The 19,988-nt window shown below is 40.7% G+C and carries 15 protein-coding genes and 2 pseudogenes; 11 read left to right on the top strand and 6 right to left on the bottom strand.

What is annotated here, in order from left to right; all coding sequences use genetic code 11:
- The 6 genes and pseudogenes from FTU83_RS14775 to FTU83_RS14750 form a co-directional block, all read left to right on the top strand.
- A pseudogene (locus tag FTU83_RS14775) lies at positions 1-794 on the top strand (IS3-like element ISAba34 family transposase); the annotation flags it as partial.
- Between the two features lie 357 nt (positions 795-1,151).
- On the top strand, positions 1,152-2,966 hold the full coding sequence (gene atzF / locus FTU83_RS14770) for an allophanate hydrolase (protein ID WP_180107141.1): 1,815 nt from the start codon (positions 1,152-1,154) through the stop codon (positions 2,964-2,966).
- Positions 2,967-2,985: 19 nt separating this feature from the next.
- Positions 2,986-6,585, top strand: a complete 3,600-nt coding sequence (uca, locus tag FTU83_RS14765; RefSeq protein ID WP_180107136.1) for an urea carboxylase — start codon at positions 2,986-2,988, stop codon at positions 6,583-6,585.
- A gap of 2 nt (positions 6,586-6,587) precedes the next feature.
- Positions 6,588-7,277: a GntR family transcriptional regulator gene (locus tag FTU83_RS14760; RefSeq protein ID WP_180107134.1), complete on the top strand. Its 690-nt coding sequence runs from the start codon at positions 6,588-6,590 to the stop codon at positions 7,275-7,277.
- A 159-nt stretch (positions 7,278-7,436) separates the two neighbouring features.
- A pseudogene (locus FTU83_RS17520) lies at positions 7,437-7,838 on the top strand (guanosine-3',5'-bis(diphosphate) 3'-pyrophosphohydrolase); the annotation flags it as partial.
- A 556-nt stretch (positions 7,839-8,394) separates the two neighbouring features.
- Complete coding sequence (locus FTU83_RS14750; RefSeq protein WP_180003210.1) at positions 8,395-8,532, top strand: hypothetical protein; 138 nt, start codon at positions 8,395-8,397, stop codon at positions 8,530-8,532.
- Positions 8,533-8,561: 29 nt separating this feature from the next.
- Here the strand turns inward: FTU83_RS14750 and FTU83_RS14745 are convergent, their stop codons facing one another.
- Both FTU83_RS14745 and FTU83_RS14740 read right to left on the bottom strand, forming a co-directional pair.
- Entirely contained in the window at positions 8,562-9,257 is a 696-nt protein-coding gene (locus FTU83_RS14745; protein WP_078191980.1) for a pirin-like bicupin family protein, read from the bottom strand.
- Positions 9,258-9,784: 527 nt separating this feature from the next.
- A complete protein-coding gene (locus FTU83_RS14740) occupies positions 9,785-11,005 on the bottom strand; it encodes a L,D-transpeptidase (protein ID WP_078191979.1) in 1,221 nt (406 codons plus the stop codon).
- A gap of 205 nt (positions 11,006-11,210) precedes the next feature.
- Between FTU83_RS14740 and hemE the strand changes: the two genes are divergently transcribed.
- The 5 genes from hemE to FTU83_RS14715 all read left to right on the top strand — a co-directional run bounded on the left by hemE (position 11,211) and on the right by FTU83_RS14715 (position 17,201).
- Positions 11,211-12,281 (top strand): uroporphyrinogen decarboxylase, encoded by a 1,071-nt coding sequence (gene hemE / locus FTU83_RS14735; RefSeq protein WP_078191978.1) that lies wholly within the window; start codon positions 11,211-11,213, stop codon positions 12,279-12,281.
- A gap of 40 nt (positions 12,282-12,321) precedes the next feature.
- Positions 12,322-13,113 carry a DUF817 family protein gene (locus FTU83_RS14730; protein ID WP_373685377.1) on the top strand — a complete coding sequence of 264 codons (792 nt, stop codon included), beginning with the start codon at positions 12,322-12,324 and terminating at the stop codon, positions 13,111-13,113.
- A 150-nt stretch (positions 13,114-13,263) separates the two neighbouring features.
- Positions 13,264-13,734 carry a DUF3015 family protein gene (locus FTU83_RS14725; protein WP_180003204.1) on the top strand — a complete coding sequence of 157 codons (471 nt, stop codon included), beginning with the start codon at positions 13,264-13,266 and terminating at the stop codon, positions 13,732-13,734.
- Between the two features lie 79 nt (positions 13,735-13,813).
- Positions 13,814-15,718 carry a DUF4105 domain-containing protein gene (locus FTU83_RS14720; RefSeq protein WP_180107130.1) on the top strand — a complete coding sequence of 635 codons (1,905 nt, stop codon included), beginning with the start codon at positions 13,814-13,816 and terminating at the stop codon, positions 15,716-15,718.
- A gap of 106 nt (positions 15,719-15,824) precedes the next feature.
- Positions 15,825-17,201 (top strand): diguanylate cyclase, encoded by a 1,377-nt coding sequence (locus FTU83_RS14715; RefSeq protein ID WP_168379157.1) that lies wholly within the window; start codon positions 15,825-15,827, stop codon positions 17,199-17,201.
- 80 nt (positions 17,202-17,281) lie between these two features.
- On the opposite strand, the gene FTU83_RS14710 is transcribed toward FTU83_RS14715, so the two are convergent.
- From FTU83_RS14710 to FTU83_RS14695, 4 genes are all read right to left on the bottom strand, one after another.
- On the bottom strand, positions 17,282-17,638 hold the full coding sequence (locus tag FTU83_RS14710; protein WP_180003198.1) for a cupin domain-containing protein: 357 nt from the start codon (positions 17,636-17,638) through the stop codon (positions 17,282-17,284).
- Positions 17,639-17,755: 117 nt separating this feature from the next.
- Positions 17,756-18,304: a GTP cyclohydrolase I FolE gene (gene folE, locus FTU83_RS14705; protein ID WP_171525937.1), complete on the bottom strand. Its 549-nt coding sequence runs from the start codon at positions 18,302-18,304 to the stop codon at positions 17,756-17,758.
- A 95-nt stretch (positions 18,305-18,399) separates the two neighbouring features.
- Positions 18,400-19,089 carry a Smr/MutS family protein gene (locus tag FTU83_RS14700; RefSeq protein WP_078190270.1) on the bottom strand — a complete coding sequence of 230 codons (690 nt, stop codon included), beginning with the start codon at positions 19,087-19,089 and terminating at the stop codon, positions 18,400-18,402.
- A 111-nt stretch (positions 19,090-19,200) separates the two neighbouring features.
- Positions 19,201-19,920: a hypothetical protein gene (locus FTU83_RS14695; RefSeq protein ID WP_180107128.1), complete on the bottom strand. Its 720-nt coding sequence runs from the start codon at positions 19,918-19,920 to the stop codon at positions 19,201-19,203.
- Positions 19,921-19,988 lie beyond the last annotated feature (68 nt).

Genomic DNA, 19,988 nt, shown 5'->3' with positions numbered 1-19,988 from the left:
ACCCAGAACATCGAGCAAAGCGAGATCTACATGATTTGCATCATGCTGAACAAATTAAACGAATTTGGAAAGAAAGTTCAGGTCGATATGGTGTACGTAAAGTTTGGCAACAACTGAAACGTGAAGGCTATATTATTGCACGCTGTACAGTGGTTCGCTTGATGAAGAAGCTAGGTATACAGGGTGTTTGGCGTGGGAAGAATAAATACACCACCCGTAGCCGAGATGATCAAAAAAGAGCGGATGATTTAGTGAAACGTAATTTTACTGCTGATTATCCAAACCAACTATGGGTCGGTGACTTCACGTATATTCAAACTCATTCAGGCTGGGTCTATACCGCCTTTATTATTGATGTGTTCTCACGAGCGATTGTTGGATGGAAAGTATCAACACGTATGAATACAGACATGGTGCTCGATGCACTAGAGCAAGCATTGCATGACCGAGGTATGCCTAAGAATGTGATTCATCATTCAGATAGAGGTGTTCAATATCTTTCAATTCGCTATACCAATCGTTTAGAAGCAGCAAATTTACGAGCATCAGTCGGTACGACCGGTGATTCATACGATAACGCTTTGGCTGAAACAGTGAATGGGTTATACAAAACAGAGGTGATTGAATATTTAAAAGCAGACTGGCAAGGTTTAGCGGATGTACAACTTGCGACATTAAATTGGGTAGATTGGTTCAACAAAAAGCGTGTACACAGCGCATTGGGTTATGTATCGCCTTTTGAGTTTGAAGCAATGTACTATGATAAGATTAACCCGTTAGGTCACGTGGCCTAACTTAAATAAAAATGTCTCCGACAAACCCGGTACGGTTCACAGTTCTTTTTATTCTAAGTTCAAAGTCATACAAAACATCTAAATTGAAAGCTTATAAAGAGTGAAAATAGAAAGTTCACTGTATTTATATCTGCATCTAAATGAAAAGAATCTATTGAAAACACGATTATAAAAGTCATGCACCAAAATAGTGGAGCTTGGAAACTTAATAGAACACTTATCGTTTTGTATTGCCTAAATAAAATAGGAAAACGATTGGTGTTTTAGTGTTAAAATACTGAAAAATAACAAAAAATTAATTTTGGCATAATGTGTGCAATACAGTATTCAAACTTGGATACAAGAATGAGCACATCAATGAACCCAATAAAAACTTTAGGCTGGACCTTAGCGGAATGGAAAGCGGGCTACGCGAATAACACAATTCAACTCGAAGACTTATATGCCTTGGTTGAGCAATTTGATCATGCAGACTCAGCATGGATTTCCATTGTATCGATAGAACAATTAACTGCACAGATTGAAGCTTTAAAACAAATTGAGAATGCTACTGCTTTGCCTTTATTTGGTGTGCCTATTGCAGTGAAAGACAATATTGATGTGGTGGGCTTTGCGTCAACGGCTGCATTCAAATTATTTACCGAAATCAAAATTGAAGATGCCTTTGTGGTGCAACGCTTAAAACAAGCGGGTGCGATTATTGTAGGCAAAACTAATCTAGATCAATTTGCCACAGGATTGGTCGGTACACGTTCGCCATTTGGTGCAGTGCCGAATACTTTTAATTCTGACTTTGTAAGCGGTGGTTCAAGTTCAGGTTCAGGCAGTGTGGTGGCGCGCGGTTTAGTCCCGATTGCGCTCGGTACAGATACAGCAGGCTCAGGGCGTATACCCGCAGCATTTAATAATATTGTTGGCTTAAAGCCGACCAAAGGTCGCTTTTCAAATACTGGCTTACTGCCTGCGTGTAAAAGCTTAGATTGCATTTCAATTTTTGCTTTAACTGTCGTTGATGCAACTGCAGTGGCAGAAGTTATGGAAGGTTTTGATGTAACCGACAGTTATTCACGTGTGAATCCTGCTACAGCGCCTGCAAAGTTCAGTGCACAATTAAAGTTAGCCATTCCAAAACAATTAGAATTTTTTGGTGATGCTCAATCGGCGGATGCATTTCAGCAAGCATTAATTGAATTAAAAAACTTAGGGGCAGAACTAACTGAAATTGATTTCAGTGCTTTTAGTCAATTGGCGAGCCAACTTTACCAAGGGTCATGGGTTGCAGAGCGTACTGCTGCAGTTGCAGACTTATTAGAAACATCGGTACAAGACTTTGATCCAACAGTTTTAGAAATTATTCAAAAAGGCCAGCAGTACACTGCGGTTGATGCTTATAACGCCGAATATTTAAAGCAAGAATTGGCTCGAGACATTCAGCAAACCTTAGCGCAATTTGATGCTTTAGTGGTGCCAAGTTCGCCAACCATTCACACACTGGCTGAAATGGCAGAAGCGCCAATTGAAAATAATAGCCACTTTGGCACCTATACCAACTTTACTAATTTAGCTGACCTCAGTGCCATCGCTGTACCTACAGGCTTTCGTGCCGACGGGCTGCCTTTTGGAATCACATTCATTGCGCCGGCTTGGCACGATACGGCTCTAGCAGACTTTGCAGAAAAATGGCAAAACCACCTGCAATTACCGCTGGGTGCAGTAGCTAAAACATTGCCTGACGCAGCTTCAGTCATTTCTGCACCATCAGCACAGCATTTTCGTGTTGCTGTTGTAGGCGCGCATCTCACAGGTATGCCACTCAATTTCCAACTGACAACACGCCAAGCCGTGCATGTTGAAACCACAACGACTTCTGCCGATTACGCCCTCTATGCACTGCCGGGCACAGTACCGCCGAAACCAGGTTTAGCGCGTCAGGAAGCGGGTCAAAAAATTATTGTCGAGCTTTGGGATATTCCAAAAGCACGCTTTGGTGAATTTGTCGCCGAAATTCCAACACCACTAGGTATGGGCAATGTCGAGCTTGCCGATGGACGTTGGGTGAAAGGCTTTATTTGTGAACCTTATGGCCTAAACGGTGCAAAAAATATCAGTGAATTTGGCGGCTGGCGCGCTTATATCCAATCACTGCAAGCAACAACAGCAAAATCAAATTAAAAAAATCGGGGAAATAATCATGTTTAAAACAGTTTTAATTGCAAACCGTGGTGAAATTGCTGTTCGTGCGATTCGTACTCTAAAAAAATTAGGTGTGAAATCTGTTGCCGTGTATTCAGAGACCGACCGTTATGCACAGCATGTGTTAGATGCAGATGTAGCGGTTTCACTTGAAGGTGTTAAACCTGCAGAAACTTATTTAAGTATTGAAAAATTGATTCAAGCAGCCAAACAAACTGGCGCTGAAGCAATATTTCCCGGTTATGGTTTTTTATCTGAAAGTGCCGACTTTGCCCGTGCATGTGAGGAAAATAACATTGCTTTTATGGGGCCAACGGCTGAACAAATTTTAGAGTTTGGTTTGAAGCATCGTGCACGTGAATTGGCTGCGGCCGCCAATGTACCCATGACACCAGGCACAGGTTTATTGGCAAGTTTGGATGAAGCACTCGCATCTGCTGCAGAGATTGGCTATCCAATCATGCTGAAAAGCACCGCAGGTGGTGGCGGAATTGGTTTAACCCGCTGTGATGATGAACAATCATTAAAAGATGCGTATGAAAGTGTAAAGCGTCTAGGCGAGCAATTCTTTAAGGATGCAGGTGTTTTCCTCGAACGTTTTGTCGATAAAGCCCGTCACGTAGAAGTACAAATTTTTGGTGATGGTTTAGGTCAAGTCGTTGCCTTTGGGGAGCGCGATTGTTCATTGCAGCGCCGTAACCAAAAAGTCGTTGAGGAAACACCTGCACCGCACTTACCAGAAGCAACCCGTCAAAAATTGCACCGTGCTGCTGTAGAGCTTGGTCAATTGGTGAAATACCGCAGCGCAGGTACGGTTGAGTTTATCTATGATGCTGCCCGTGATGAAGTGTATTTCCTTGAAGTGAATACCCGTTTGCAGGTTGAACACCCAGTCACTGAAATGGTGACGGGCTTAGACCTGATTGAATGCATGCTGAAAGTGGCGGCAGGTGATGCTTTAGATTGGGAAAAACTCAGCAATATTCAGCCCAATGGCGCTGCCATTGAAGTGCGAATTTATGCGGAAGATCCAGTGAAAAACTTCCAGCCAAGTCCGGGTGTGTTGACGGATGTGTATTTCCCTGAAGATATTCGTGTGGATACTTGGGTGTCTACAGGGACTGAAATTTCACAATATTTTGACCCGATGATTGCCAAAATTATTGTGCATGCTGCAGACCGAGACAGTGCGATTGCCAAGTTAAAAACAGCCTTGGCTGAAACCCGCCTGAATGGCATCAGCACCAACTTAGACTATGCGCATACCGTAGTGTCTGATGCACGCTTTGAAAATATGCAAATTTGGACACGCCTGCTGGATGATTTTAAATATGTGCCAAATGTGATTGAGGTGCTGCAACCAGGTACACAAAGTACGATTCAGGATTATCCGGGGCGTGTGGGCTATTGGGATATTGGTGTACCGCCATCAGGCCCAATGGATGATTATGCATTTCAGTTGGCCAATCAAGTTGTGGGTAATCCAAAATCGGCAGCAGGCTTTGAGTTTACCTTACAAGGACCAAGCCTGAAATTTCATGCCGATAGCATTGTAGCCATTGCAGGTGCGCCATGTAGCGCGACTCTAGATGGTGTGAATGTCGATTTTTGGCAACCTATCAGCATCAAAGCAGGGCAAACATTAGTACTTGGACAAGTTGAGTCGGGTTGCCGTACGTATCTTGCGATCCGTAACGGGCTAAATGTACCTGAATATCTAGGCAGCCGCTCAACCTTTGCATTGGGTAATTTTGGCGGTCATGCAGGGCGAGTGCTGCGTGCAGGTGACATGATTAAAATTGTCAATCCAAGCTTGCCTTTAGATGGACTGGAAATTGCTACAGCAGCACCACAAGCTTTGGCAGCAGAGCGTATTCCAAGCTATGGCAAAGAATGGAAAATTGGCGTGTTGTATGGTCCGCATGGTGCACCAGATTTCTTTAAACCTGAATATATTGAAGAATTCTTTGCTTCAACATGGAATGTGCACTTTAACTCAAACCGTTTAGGTATTCGCCTAACAGGCCCGACACCATGCTGGGCACGTGAAAATGGCGGTGAAGCAGGTTTGCATCCATCCAATGTGCATGACTGTGAATATGCTATTGGGGCGATTAACTTCACCGGTGATTTCCCTGTGATCTTGGCGAAAGATGGCCCAAGCCTCGGTGGCTTTGTTTGCCCAGTGACGATTGCCAAAGCTGAACTTTGGAAAATTGGTCAACTTAAGGCAGATGACAGCATTAGTTTCTATCCGATGAGTGTTGAACAAGCCAATGCATTGGAAGTTCAGCAAATTGCCGATATCCAAAACTTTGCTCAAGCACCTGAAAAGTCAGCGTTGGTCAATTTTGAATGCAAGCCTGAAGGGATATTGGCAGTGCGTGAAGCAGATGCACATGCGCCAAAAGCGGTCTATCGTCAGGCAGGTGACAGTTATATCTTGTTGGAATATGGCGAAAACGTTCTCGATTTGGCATTGCGCTTACGTGTTTATCGACTGATGCAGCTGATTCGTGAAGCGAATATTGATGGAATCTTAGAGCTTTCACCGGGTGTGCGTTCACTGCAAATTAAATATGATGGATTGTGTTTCAGCCAAGCGAATTTAATTCAGTTCTTATTAGGACTCGAAAATGAGATGGGAGATTTGAGCCAAATCAAGATTCCATCCCGTATTATTCACTTGCCGATGGCATTTGAGGACTCGGCCACTTTAGGTGCTGTGGAACGTTATCAAGAAAGTGTCTGTGCCAAAGCGCCGTGGTTGCCAAATAACGTCGATTTCATTCAGCGCATTAATGGCTTAGACAGCCGTGAGCAAGTCAAAGACATCATTTTTGATGCCAATTATCTGATTTTAGGTTTGGGTGATGTGTATTTAACTGCACCTTGTGCCGTTCCAATTGATCCGCGTCATCGTTTACTCAGCTCGAAATATAACCCTGCACGTACTTTTACCGCAGAAGGCACTGTGGGTATTGGCGGTATGTACATGTGTATCTATGGCATGGACTCACCAGGCGGTTATCAATTGATTGGCCGTACACTGCCTATTTGGAATAAGTTTAAAAAGAACAAACAGTTTGGCGATCAGCAATGGTTCTTACGCTTCTTTGATCAAATTAAATATTATGAAGTAACCGAAGCTGAACTGGATCAATTCCGTGCTGACTTTGCCAATGGTGTGGCGGAAATCAAAATTGAAGAAACTGAATTTGATTTTGCAGCCTATCAAGCCTTTTTGGAAACAGAAAAGGACAGTATTGCCGAATTTAAAGCACAGCAGCAGCAGGCATTTACAACTGAAGTTGAACGCTGGAAAGATGAGTTCGATGTACCTGCAGAAATGGAAATCCTGCAAGATGATACCGACTATAGCCAATTTGCAGCCTTGAATGCGTCGATGACTGGCAACATTTGGAAAATTTTTGTCGAAGCTGGACAGTCTGTGAAGAAAGGTGAGACTGTAGCCATTATTGAAGCGATGAAAATGGAGCTTCCAGTCTATGCCGATGATGATGGTATCGTGAAAGCGATTATCTGCCGTGTAGGACAAACGGTACATAGCGGTGAACCGCTGGTTTATATGGAATAAACATGACCACAACCACCATTGTTGGGAAAAGCTCAGACAACTTGTCTGAGCTGGTTTTCCAAAAAATAAAAAACGATATTTTTGATTTCCAGCTCAAACCGGGCGCACGTTTTACCGAATCTGAAATTGCTGAATTATATGAAGTAAGCCGTACACCCGTACGGCAGGCTTTATACCGTTTACAGCAAGATGGCTATGTAAGGGTGCATTTTCGTAGCGGTTGGGAGGTGAAGCCACTCAATTTTAAAGCCTATGAAGAACTCTATGATTTACGGATTTTGCTGGAATGCTATGCCATTGAGCAGCTCTGCAAAATGGAAACAGAACAACTCAAACAGGCTTTACAGACATTGGTGAATTTGTGGTGTATTCAGCCCGAACAGTTTTTGCATGATTTAAAAACTTTATCGATGCAAGATGAAGCATTTCACTGTCAATTGGTTGAGGCAATCGGTAATAGTGAAATGGCGAAAGTGCATCGGGATGTGAGTGAAAAAATCCGTATTATTCGACGTTTAGATTTTTCTAAAGATTATCGAATTGAAGCCACTTATGCAGAGCATCAACAGATTTTACAATTGATCCTTGGACATAACGTGACAGCGGCATTGGAGAAAATGCGCAGCCATATTCAGCAAAGTAAAGAAGAGGTGAAAAAAATTACTTTGGAAATGTTGGCGCGAATGGCATAGAAGTATTTGCAAAAGATCTACCTCATGGAAAGTCTTGGAAAATATGCATTTTACGAGTCAATCTGTGTCGTTCAGGTCGCGCTTAGAGCTACTAATATCTATATTCATTGGTTAATATGATGGAGCAAAATAAAAAAAACCACGAAGGGGAGGTTCTATATTTCAACTTTAGAAAACGCGATTTCTTTGGCGACTGAACGCCATTTCGGACAAGTCGATAAAGCGGGACAAGCCTATATTCAGCATCCACTTCGTGTGATGCAAAATGTGCAACATCCCGACGCTAAAATCGTCGCTGTATTACATGACATTTTAGAAGATACAGAGACAACGACGGATGAGCTTCATGCTTTAGGTTTTCAAGCCCATATTATCGACGCAATACAGGCACTAACTAAAACAACAGGTGAGAACCGATTTCAAGCGGCGCAGCGTACTGCTAAAAATGCAATAGCGTGTGAAGTAAAACTCAGTGATTTACACGACAATATGGATTTGTCTCGCTTAACTTCGGTCACAGTAAAAGATAAACGTCGGTATCAACAATATGTAAAAGTTAAACGTAGATTAGAGCGTGCTCGGAGCGTCCATTTACATCTGATCGATTTAAATCTAACAACAGATTATCCGAGATTGCAATTTCAAAGTTCACAGCAAAATTTTCAATATCTGCTCAATGCGATGTTTGATCTTCAGCATTCATTAGGTGGCATTCAGATTGAAAGTCCACAGGAATGGTGGATTTTATTTGAAGATGTCAGTGCATATTTTGCATATTGCCAAAGAAAGGGTGTCACTCCCAAGCAAGCAACGTACTTCGATTTAATTTTAATCACAGATCTGGACTATTTCGGGGGCATTTTTCAAGCTGAACAAGATCGGCAATTATTTGCTTCTATGTTTGGCGTCTTTATGCAAAATCATTTTTATCGCTTGGAGGCTTAAGGCTGACTGGGTGGATTCTAGGGGTCGTACATAAAGTGCAAGCGCACCAAGAGAAAGTCACTGGTGATTGATGAATCTTATCTAGATAATTAGATGCTGAGTGTCATTTAAGAATATCTCGAAATGCTTGATTTCGAGACTTTTAAAGTGATTCCATCCATTGACATCTCCAATGAAACATGTGGCCATGCTTGCTGAACCTTATGCCTCAATCCTACATGGCATCATGGTGGCTGCAGGATTTATCATTCCAACTTTGGTGTTGATGTGGTTGTATAAACGCAGTGAACGCCTGAGCCAAGCTGCATAAAAAAAGCCCTCACATTTGAGGGCTTTTAATTATTTTACTTCGGGTAAATCAAACCAAATCACTTGAGCATCTTCAAGCGCTTCAATTTGGCTATCTTCTAAGAACGCAATTGCACCACCAGCTTCAACTTTATGTTCAGCAATTTGCACTGAACCTGAAATAACATGGATATAGTTGATATGCTGCGTTGCATGGATATCTAAAGATTGACCTTTCGTCAAAAATGCAGATTTAACTTCCGCTTGCTGGCGAATATGCATAGCTGCATTGTCATTTGGACCGACAATTAAATGCCATTGGTTGGGTTGATCGCGTGGATCACATTTAATTTGTTGATAGGTCGGTTCAGCATCACGTTCATTTGGAACGATCCAAATTTGTAGTAAATGCACATCTTCATCACCTTGGTTCATTTCGCTATGACGCACACCTGTACCTGCGCTCATGAGCTGCCATTCACCCGCAGAAATGCCACCATGGTTGCCCATACTGTCTTTATGCGTAATGGTGCCTTTTAACACACAGGTCAAAATTTCCATGTTGTCATGTGGGTGTTGACCAAAACCTTCATGTGCTGCAATTAAGTCATCATTAATTACACGAAGCGCACTAATGCCCATGTATTTCGGGTCATACCAGTTACCAAAAGAGAAGCTGTGTTTAGACTCAAGCCAGCCCATTTTTACGTGACCACGGTTTTCACTTGGATGTAAAAAAGCATTCATGGCATTCATCCTTATCTTAATTATTGAACATGTACCTATTTTAAGATTGAACTAAATTGGGATATATAGTTTTTTAGCGACAATTCATCCTATTTTTGCAACGATCATTCGAGATAAAGTTTTTTAATTCACTGACGTTACTTTCGTAAAGATATTTTGCACGTTTAAAATGATTTTAAGCCGATTCGACGGAGTCTTACATCTAGGGATTAAATTAATGGAATAGCCTTCGGCTAGAGGTAGTCTTGTGAAACGATGTTTCTCATAGGCAAAATAAGAAGCGTGCTTCGCAAGGAAACATCTTGCGGTGCAGTGCACCTCACCGACAAAATTCGTTCACTACCTTCTAATTATTCAAAGTATTGCAAACCATTCTTGATTAAAAGAAGTGCTGTCTCCAACATTTGTGGATGCCCTTAACGCGTATCGTTCCTTTTTTGTCAAATTGCGCGCAGTAACATTAAAATTCATGAATGCACAGCGATAAAAAAGCCTGCACGAAGCAGGCTTTTTAAATATGACTAAAATTATTCTAAAAATTTAACAGTCACACCAGATTTCACTTTCTTACCTAAGTCATTTGCATCCCAGTTGGTCAAACGAATACAACCGTGTGACGCAGTTTTAGAAATAGCAGATGGGTTCGGTGTACCGTGAATACCGAATGATTTTTTGCTCAAGCCAATCCAGATATTACCAACAGGACCATTTGGACCAGGTGGTAAAGACAATGGTTTTCTGTTGTTGCCTTGAACAAAGTTAGAAGGCGAGTAGCTGTACCAAGGGTTTGGTGCAACACCTGTGACTTTGTATGTACCTGTAGGCGATGGAGTATCTGAACTACCAATCGTTGCCGGGAATGAACCGATCATTTGGTTGCGGCTATTAAACAAGTAAAGTTGTTTCGCGCCTTTATGTGCAACGATTAAGTGAATATCTTCAGGAACTTCGTTACGAATATTCGCCACTAAGATTTTTTCACCAGCTTTTTTAAATGTCGCTTTTGGATTCAACTTTTTCAAAAAGTCTTCGTCCATGTGGAATTTTTCACCCAACATTTCAGTCACACGTGTGTAGTACAAGCCTTTCATTTTTGCTTGTAATGCATAGTCGTGTGGAATTGATGCTGCATAAGGACCTTTCAAGTCTGCATCAGTCAACGTGTATTCAATGAATGCAGGTTTAGAACCTTGTTTCGCAATCAGTGCATCCCAAGTTTCTTTGGTTAACGTTCCTGTAGGTTTCAACCCATTCATTTGTTGGAATGAAGCGATCGCCTTTAGGGTATTTTTACCACTGGTCCCATCAATTGCACCCGGTGAAGCATGTGCATTATTGAGCATGACATGCGCACGTGCATAAACAGGGAATTGACCTTTACCGATATTGTCATACCACTGTGCATTATTTAGGTCATTTAAACCCCAAGCAACTTTGGCAGCAGGCGAAGTTGATGTTGGAGTTGTAGCAGTCGCTGTAGCAGGTGCAGCACCGATGTCGGCTTTAACATCTTCTGATTGTTGCAAGCTGTCTAAAGTTTGCGATGCTTGGTTCAGATCTTCTTGTTCTTGAGCGCTAATCTGGCTAGTTGCAGATGAAGCTTCAGTCGCTAACGGATCAATGGGATCCTGAACTGCAACATTAGTCACTTTTTTTGGCGTTAATGGTTGTTCAGCAGTAGATGCGGCAATAGCTGTACCAGCAAATATGCAACTTAGGCTCAGTGCGAGCATGGTGCGAACGAACATGTAATTCAACCTTAAGAATTATTCATTTACTGTGTATTAAAAACTGGCTAAGTATTACAGAAAAAAAGTGGAGATGCAGTAGTTGTTTTGTGTAAATATCATTTTTGGCACTCAACATGATCGGTTTTTAAATGCTTGAGAAGTTATTATATTTACAACCTTTTTGATATGATGATGCCAATATCGAATTAAGTTGGGAAAGTGAATGACGACCTTAAAAAATGATCGTTTCTTGCGCGCCTTATTACGTGAACCGGTAGATGCAACTCCGGTTTGGATGATGCGTCAGGCTGGCCGTTATTTACCAGAGTATCGTGAAACACGTGCCAAAGCAGGTGATTTCCTATCCCTTTGTAAAAATACAGAATTTGCTTGTGAAGTTACATTACAACCTTTGCGTCGTTATGACTTAGACGCAGCCATTTTATTTTCAGACATTTTGACTGTACCTGATGCGTTGGGTTTGGGACTGTATTTTGAAGCTGGTGAAGGTCCGAAGTTTCATAAAACTGTACGTACTGAACAAGATGTACTGAATTTACCTAAGTTTAATGCCAAATCTGACTTAGATTATGTCATGAATGCTGTGACTACGATTCGTTCAGCATTGGGCGGACAAGTTCCTTTGATTGGCTTCTCAGGCAGTCCTTGGACATTGGCAACCTATATGGTGGAAGGCGGTTCAAGCAAAGATTTTCGTTTTACGAAACAAATGATGTATGCACAACCTGAAGTGCTGCATGCCTTATTAGACCGTTTGGCTGTGGCGGTGACTGAATATCTCAATGCGCAGATTGATGCAGGTGCGCAAGCCGTACAAATCTTTGATAGTTGGGGTGGGGCATTAGCACACCGTGAATACATTGAATTTTCACTGAACTACATGCAAAAAATCGTGGCAGGTTTACAGCGTGAAAAAGATGGACGCAAAGTCCCTGTGATTTTGTTTACCAAAGGTGGTGGTCAATGGTTAGAGCCAATGATTGCAACGGGTGCAGATGCCTTTGGTTTAGATTGGACTACGCCATTAAATGTAGCACGTCAAACAGTCGCAGGCCGTGCAGCATTGCAAGGCAACTTAGACCCAGCAACATTGTATGGTTCGCCTGAAGCGATTGCGAAAGCGACGCGTGCCATGTTAGATGACGCATATGCCAACGGTGAAAAAACCGGTTATGTGGCGAACTTAGGTCATGGTATTACCCAGTGGGTAGATCCAGCCAATCCAAAAGCTTTTATTGATACGGTACACGAATATAGTGCCAAGTATTTATAAGGCTTTAGGGAAATTGGTTTAGGATTCAACCGTGGTCAAGATTATAAAATCATGTTTTGAGTTCTCTTATAAGGCAGCTTCGGCTGCCTTATTTGGGATATTACTGCTGATCGCTTTTGCATTAACTGCAGCAATGGGAAGTCAGGAATATTTTGGCTTTTTCCGTTATGACTATTTATTGTTTTATGCACTGATTATTCAAGTGTGTTTACTCTACTTAAAACTCGAGTCTTGGGCGGAAGCGAAAGTCATAGCACTGTTTCATATCCTTGCAATGGGGATGGAAATATTTTTGACCCATCCACATATTGCCTCATGGCAATATCCGCAGCCTGCGGTTTTCAAACTGCTGACCGTGCCATTGTTTGCAGGTTTCATGTATTCGGCGGTGGGGAGTTTCTTTGCACGTTCGTTACGTCTATATCAGGTATCGTTTAGTAACTTACCGCATTTTGGCAATATGCTGTGCTTAGCCGTTTTGTCATATCTTAATTTTATGACCAAATTTTTTGTGCCAGATATTCGTATGTTTTTGTTTGCTTGGAGTGTGGTGATCTTTTGGAAAACCAAGCTCAGTTTTCAATTACAAAATCATGTGATTCAGTTGCCCATGTTACCAGTACTGTTGATTTTGGCATTTTTGATTTGGATTGCAGAAAATATCAGTACCTTCTATCAAATTTGGTTATATCCAAGTCAGGTCGATGCATGGCATATGGTCGGTTGGGGGAAACTCGGTTCTTGGTATTTGTTGCTATTACTCAGTCTGGTTTTAGTACTCAAAATCCTTGGAAAACGTGATGAAAATGGTACTTGGTTGCTCAAAAAATAGTGAAAAAGAACGTATTATTTTTAGCCAAAAGTTTTAGATGAAAATGTTTTGCCTTATCTGAAAGATCAAGTTAATCTACAGGTGTGTAATCAAAATTACACATGTTTTAATAATTAAAAACAATGGAATAAAATTCCCTGGAGAAGTGCTATGTTAAAAAAATTAGCTTTAGTTGCAGTCGTTGCACTAGGTTCTACAGCTGCTTTTGCTGACCGTGACGTAGGTTGTGGTGTTGGTTCTCAAGTTTGGGCTGGTCAATCAGGTAAAATTCCTAAAATTTTAGCTGCGACTACCAACGGTATTTTTACTAACCAGTTACTTGGTATTACCTTTGGTACTTTAGGTTGTAGCGGTACAGGTACAGTAACTGCTCAAGCGGTAACATTTACCAATGAAAATGCTGAATCACTTGCTCGTGATATGGCAGTTGGTCAAGGTGAGAGCCTGAATGTTTTGGCTGAGCTTTTAAACATCCAATCAACAGATAAAGCACGTTTCTTTGCTGTGTCTAAAGCAAATTTTGCTGAAATCTATTCAGCTGAAAACCAGTCTTCTCTACAAGTACTTGCTTCATTGCAAAACGTAATGGCGAAAGATGAAGTACTTAAAGCATACGTTTAATCGTTGTTTTCAAAACCCTGTCTCTTGGCAGGGTTTTTTATTATCTAAAATATATAAAAATGGATTTGAATTTAACTGAATGAAATCAATTGCTTTATTTTGTACCTTTATGATTCCGAGCATCTTATATGCTCAGCAAGTTGTAGATCCAAACCTCTCTAAAACCGTAGAGGTGCAGCGATATATTGAACTTGCACAATCAAAAAAACTGTCTGAACACATCAGTTGGCAACGACTCTTGTATACAGATCATAAAGGACAAAGTGAAGTTGCTTTTTCAGGTTACTTTCTAGCTGAAAATGGCCGTCAAAATGCCCAAGCCGAATTAGAGGCAGATGTCGCTGCACTGTTTCAAACCGCCGAACCTAATCAAGCCTTTCGTTGTCGTTTCCCTGCGCGTAGTCAGTGGCTGATGCAAGAATTATCCATCCGTTCAGAGCAGTTACCTGTGGTGAGTTGCCCTGAGTTTGATGAATGGTTTGGGAAAATTAAGCCGTATAAAGCGACATTAATTTACGCCACAGACTTTATGGGGAATCCAAGTTCTATGTTTGGACATACCTTGTTGCGTCTCGATCCGAAAGATCAGAAAGAGCTAAATTTGGTGTCCTTTGCCATTAACTATGCAGCGACAGTTGCAGGTGAAGATAACTGGTCTTATGCATGGAAAGGCTTAACAGGGCAATATCCTGGTGAATATTCCTTGATGCCGTACTACCGGAAGGTGAAAGAATATGGCGATTTTGAAAGTCGTGATTTGTGGGAATATGAGCTAGCGCTGACCGAGCAAGAAACCAGTTATTTGGTTAAACATATTTGGGAAATGCAAAATGTCAGTTTTCCCTATTATTTCGCCAGCGATAACTGTGCATATCGATTATTGGGTTTAATGGATTTGGTTCGCCCGACACTGAATTTAACCGAGAAATTTAAAGTTGCTTCGATTCCCGTTGAGACGATTAAAGCGATCAATGATGAACAACTGATTCAAGCAGCGGTGTATCGTCCTGCATTAGAAACGCAGCTTTTATCACAAGCGCAGCAACATGGATATCGTTTAGCACGTGAAGCGCATAAGCTCGCTGAAATTGAACCTGCGATGATGTCGACAGCACTCGCTCAGTTTAATGAAGCAGAGCAAGCGAAAATATTAGAAATGGCGTATGACCATCTGTATTTATTGCTGATTGGTCGAAAAGTGAGTGCGGAAGAAACGCAGCCTAAATTGCGTCAAATCTTGGCCTTACGTAGCCAATCTTCACAACCCAAACAACGGACTGAACCTAAGCAGCCAAGTCTAGATCCAGTCAATGGACATCATGCGCGAAATTTTTCAGCCGCAGTAGGTGAAGTTCAAGGTGAAAAATATATCGAACTCGGGCATCGTCAGGCATATCATGACTTGATCGATCCGCAAGGTGGCTTTCGGATTGGTACGCAGTTGATGTTTTGGGATGGCTCGATCCAATATCGAGACGACCAACTCAAACTCAATCATTTTGATTTTTTATCGGTCAATTCTTACAACCCGATCACGCCATTTAAAACACCGCTAAGCTGGGGTTTTAATTTTGGCTGGCAGCAAGTGTCAGTAGATGCAGGTCAATTTAGCGAAACGAAACAACATGGTGTAGCTGAATTAAAAGCTCAATCTGGATATAGCTGGGCCAATCAGGAACGCACACATTTGTGTTATGTGCAGTCTCAAATGCAGGTGCAGGGCGGCAAGTCACTAGATGATGGATGGCGAGTGGGCCTTGGGCCGACATTGGGTTGCCAAAATATTTGGTCGGAAAAATTCAATAGTTTGGTTCAGGCAGAGCTTCCGTATTGGGAAGACACACATCAATGGAATCTGAAACTCGATGCTGAATTACAATATATCGTCAACCAACAAAATGCTTTAAGACTAGGCTATGAATACCAGCAGCAAGATGATCAAGATTGGAATAAATTGAAATTGAGTTATGTATTTTTCTATTAATTTTTAAGATAGATAAAATATGAAATATCAAATAAATTTGTTTTTTTATGTAAGTAAAGCAAGGTATGATTGCTAGCTTTGTAATAGCTGTGGTTTGTGTCACCGAATGAATCAAGAATGTATTACAGGTCTAAGTCAGGCTTGGAAAGATATTTGTGATCAATATACTGAAAATGAACATCTTGCAGCATTGCAATTTATCCAAAGGCATGTTGAACATTTAGTTACTGTTTTTTATGAACAAATGTCACGTGAGCCAGAGTCAGCTGAATTTTTTAAAGACGATATCATTCAAAAAAGGCTTATCGATACTTTAAGAAAATGGTTATTAGAAACATTTAATGTCGCACTGAATGGTGAATTTGAAAGCTCAGTCAAAAGACAGCAGAAAGTTGGAATGGTACACGCGCGTGTTGGTATTCCGTCATGGTTCATCATGCGTGGTGTGCGTGAAATAGAACGTAAAATATTTGAAATTTTAGAGCTAAACCAAACGCAAAATATTCTCCATATGTGCAGTTATATTGTGCAAATTATGGGGTTCAGCACAGAAATTATGTGCCGATCTTATGAGATCAATACGGAAAAAAACCAAGAAACAAAACACAATTATCGCTTATTTTCAGCGATGCAAGATGTGGCCGTGCATAAAGATAAACAACGGGGTTCATTGCTCGACTGGGAAAATGAACTGATGTTTAAAATCTTTTCGGGCAATGTTGGTTTTTATCATCCCTTATTTTCAAAATCAGAGTTTGGGCTATGGTTCATTCATAAAGCGGCATATGCTTTTTCAGGTTCAGATCAGGTTCAACTGATTATTGACAGAATTTATGAAGTGGATCAATTAACCCAGCAAACGATGCAGATGACGGAAAAAGATCAGCTGCAACAGTTGATTCAACAGATTCGTGAATTGAACCGTGAAATTCAGCATCTAGTTGATCAACTATTTCAAGTGGCTGAATATATTGAGTCTGGCAATGATTCTTTGACTCAACTCCTAAACCGTCGTTATCTCAGTACGATAATTTCACGTGAAATTACCTTTGCGCGGCAAAATGAAACGCCGTTGTCTTTGCTCGCCTTTGACGCGGATTATTTCAAAATGATCAATGATAAGTTTGGTCATGCGGCAGGTGATCTTGCGCTCAAATTTATTGCCGAAGCCTTACAGCGTTATAGTCAAGGTAGCGATTATGCATTCCGTATTGGTGGGGAAGAGTTCTTATTACTCTTGGTGGATACTGGTGTAAACCGTGCGATGAAAATTGCAGAAAATATTCGCCAATATATTGAAAAGGGTTTGATCCGAACGGCACAAGGTCAGCAATTTAGTTTTACCGTAAGCATTGGTTGTGTACAGTATGATGGACATCCTGATTATCAGCGTTTCTTAGATGCAGCAGATCATGCGCTGTATGCGGCAAAAAATAATGGTCGAAACTGTATCCAAGTCACTAAGCATTTGTCGTATATCTAATTCATTCTGAGAATAAAAAACTCCCTTATGTGGGAGTTTTTTTATGGGTAAAGAAGTTTAATGGCGAGATGTGCCGTAATTTAAACTTCAACAACCACATAGTATTTTTTGACGGCTTCGACAACTTCAAACTTGCCCTGAAACGATGGGGGAATAATGCCCGCATGGCCAGCGGAAACCTCGATATATCCACCTTGTTGATCATGAATACGTACTAAACCTTCAAGGATTGTAAAAAATTCTTGTTTATTGGGTGCAAAGACAATATTCCATGCGCCAATTTCACATTGCCAAATCCCGCAGTCCATATTGGGGTGTACATACAGGCTTGCAGTTTCACGTTTAGGATTGCCCTGAACCAAACGGTCTGGGCGAGGGAAGTCTATGCTGTGTTTGGCTTGCGCTAAACCCTGACCGGCAATATATACATCTGACATGATTCATCCTGAAAATAGTGCTTTGCTATCAAAGCAAACGATTTGCGATATTAAAACACAAATAAAAAAGCCTCAAAAGTTTGAGGCTTTTTTAAAGAGCTGACGCTGAATGTTCTATTAATAGCTTTCAGGCACAGCACTTAAGAATTCACGGCGTTCTTCTTTATTGGTTTTGAAGTCACCGACAAAAGAAACGGTACGCGTTGTAGACTCTTGTTTACCCACACCACGCATCATCATGCACATGTGAGCTGAATCAATAACCACAGCAACACCACGTGCACCAGTCACCTCAGCCACTGCTTCAGCGATCTGCTGAGTAAGGTTTTCCTGAATTTGTAAGCGACGGGCAAACATTTCTGTAATACGTGCGAATTTTGATAAACCTAAAACATTGCCTTCTGGGAGATAAGCAATATGTACACGACCATAAAAAGGTAATAAATGGTGCTCACACAAAGAATAGAATTCGATATTCTTAACTAAGACCATTTCACGGTTACCGGATGGGAAAACCGCATTGTTGGTCACTTCTTCAAGTGTCTGGCTATAACCAGAAGTAAGATATGAAAAAGCTTTAGCAGCACGCATAGGCGTATCTTTAAGACCTGGGCGATTCAGATCTTCACCAACGGCAGTTAGGATATTTGCGTAGGATTGCTGCATAGACATAAGACGTGTTCACTTACACTGAGAGATTGAACAAGGACGGCATTGTAGCAGAAAACTATTACAATGCCTTCTTTTGGAGTTAAATCCGATTATTGTTTAAACTGTGGGTTCTTTTCTGCACGTTTAAGCAGAACCAGTACAGCACCTGTGCCGCCTTGTTTTTCTGGGGCGCTCACAAATGCCAATACATCACGATGTTGACGTAACCAACTATTTACATAAGTTTTTAAAATTGCTTCTGGACCTTTGCCATGCACAATTTTAATGACGTTTTGATTGTCATCTTTCGCCATTTGAATAATTTGCAGCACGGCAGAACGGGCTTCTTCAACAGTGCAACCGTGTAAGTCGACAGCTTCAAACCAACGTAGATTACCAGCTTTTAAATCTTCAAAAACTTTATGTTGTAAGGTTGCAATGCGATAGCTTAAAGCAGCTTGACTGGCAACAGGGTTGAGCATCGCTTGCGTATCAGAAAGTAATGCATCATCTGTTTCCATAGGACCAATTGCAGCAGCACGTTTAGCCAACGTTTGCGCATCAGGTTTTTTACGACCCACTTTTTCCATTTTTGCAGTATTTCCTGCATTCATTTTTTGAACACCTTGCATTTGCTTTTGGAAAAGCGCGAAGTCTTCTTCCTGCTCTTGTTCAACAGTCTTTGGCGTTGGCTCAGGCTGTTTAGCAATCGTAGAGGAATGTGGATTCGTAATTTGCTTTTTAAAAGATTTCAGTAGGTTGTACTGATCTTTTGAAAGCGAAGAATCGTGTTTGCTCATAATGAAAAAACGGGAAATATACAAAAATTTAGAGCAATTATAGCCTTAAATGGCACTGATTTGAACTGGAAAGACTTTATATCAAGAAGATCTCTTAATTCATTACAAGTCCTATTTGGGCTTCAAAGTTGAATTAATTAATTTAATAACTTTTTTATTTTTATATTGTTCTGCAAGAGCTAATGCTGATTGTTCTTCATTAAATTTAGAAAGACACACGATTTCGGTTGAAGCGCCTTTTTCAAGTAAATAAGAAATTATCTGATATTGATTTAGGCGAATAGCTTTACCTAATGGGGAGCATCTAGTGAAATAATATGTTTGTGGTTCAACTTCATCTACTACAAGTTCATTTATTTTTCTCAGCTTCATTTTTTTGATGAAAGAAATATCTGTGTGCTCGATTGCCGCCATAATTAAGGTGGTATCATAAAATTCATTGTTTTCACCTAAATTTAAATATTCAAGATACAAATTTTTGGCTTTTTCATAATTATCAATATCATTTTTCTGTGTCAGGTTCTTTATCGCATTTTGGAAAAAATCATTCATATCATCAAAATCATTTATTGCTGCATGGAACATGAATAGATTTATTAAATATGGCTCATCAGCTAAATTCTTTTTCAATAAATGAGGGTTATCTTTATAAAAAATCTGTTCAAAATGATATAATTTTTCCATGGAAAAAGGGTGCGATTTAATATTGATTGGTTTTGATAAAGAATTTTTATGTTCTTTAGAAATAGAAAAATAGGTTGAATTTTCAATATTGAACCGTACCGGGTTTGTCGGAGACTCAGTATTCTGAGAGAATGTTCCGATGACCAAATTAAAATATACCCCTGAAATCAGAGAAAGAGCGGTTCAATTATTGATTGAATCTGAAAAAGACTATC

It is taken from the genome of Acinetobacter sp. YH12152 (genome assembly GCF_013418285.1).
Lineage (GTDB): Bacteria > Pseudomonadota > Gammaproteobacteria > Pseudomonadales > Moraxellaceae > Acinetobacter > Acinetobacter amyesii.
Note: the sequence above shows the minus strand (reverse complement) of the source record. Positions and strands in the feature narration are given on the sequence as shown.